At 31.5% G+C, this 1,060-nt stretch carries 1 protein-coding gene; it reads right to left on the bottom strand.

Translation table 11 applies throughout. From position 1 onward, the window contains the following. Positions 1 to 142: 142 nt before the first annotated feature. The coding region (locus F564_RS19720; RefSeq protein WP_034982029.1) for a GIY-YIG nuclease family protein at positions 143 to 1,060 on the bottom strand (918 nt) is incomplete at its 5' end.

Raw genomic sequence — 1,060 nt, 5'->3', positions numbered from 1 at the left:
ACGTTCCGGCGCTTGGCGAGGTTGCGAACTTCGGAACCGATTATTTTCTGTTAAATATAAAATTTCTTGCGAGAAATAAACGTGAATTTACTACAAAATTCGCAATCTTGCCAAACGCCTGTTAGCGGTTCGGGCTTGTTTGTTAGTCTTTATTGTCTTTTCGGTTTAATAATGGTCTATGTTTTTTTATTAAATATTCTTCTAATTCGTAACGTCCAAATGCAACAGGGAAAACAGTAGATTTACAATTCTTTAAAAAATCAGTTACTTTTTTATCTTCTGTTTCGCTAAAATACCGTTTTTTTCCTTTGATTTCTTGCAGATTAAAACCCAAAATATCAGTTCCAATGTGTCGTCTTAAAGCTGAAAAATATGTTCGTCCGCTATGTGTTTTAATTCTTTCTCCAATGTTTGAACTTTCTCCAATGTAAATTAATTTGTCAGTTTTGTCTTTTACAAGATAAAGTCCTGCTGAAGAAATAATTTTTGTTTCAAACCAAGGTGTAAATGCAGATTTTAAAACTTTAATTTCTCCTTCTTTCAAAAGCTCTTCAAAATTTTCTTGAACAGCGTTCCAAAGCCCTTTTTGATCTGCAATTTTAAATTTTTGTCTTTTGTCAAGTTGGAAACTGTTGAGTTTTGTAGGTAAGTTTACAATTCCAAATTCTTCAACTTCTTTTCGCCCAATTTTTGTAGATATAAACTGGATTTTAAAACTTTCAATTGTTTTTGGTTTTACAAGTTGATTTGCTAAACGAAGTTTTTCAAAATTCTTGTAAAAAGTTGATGTTGTTGGTTTGAATTGTTGTTTAAGTCTTTTAGTAAGTTCTTTTCCTTCTCCAACATAGAACGGAATTTTGTCAAGTGATATTAGATAATTTCCAAATCCTTTTTCATTAACATTCGAAGTGTCGCAAAATGGTTGATTTTTCAATTTGTTCAGACCGCACGATAAAATTTCGTCTGATTGATTTTGAATAATTTCCCAAGTAAATTTGCTCATTTTTAGTTGTAATTTCCGTTTGTTTTCTCTCTCGCTCGTAGCCTGACCGCTAACGTT

The sequence above is a fragment of the Epilithonimonas tenax DSM 16811 genome (genome assembly GCF_000428485.1).
Classification (GTDB): domain Bacteria; phylum Bacteroidota; class Bacteroidia; order Flavobacteriales; family Weeksellaceae; genus Epilithonimonas; species Epilithonimonas tenax.
The sequence above is the reverse complement of the archived record's forward strand: the minus strand, read 5'-3'. Positions and strand labels throughout refer to the sequence as shown.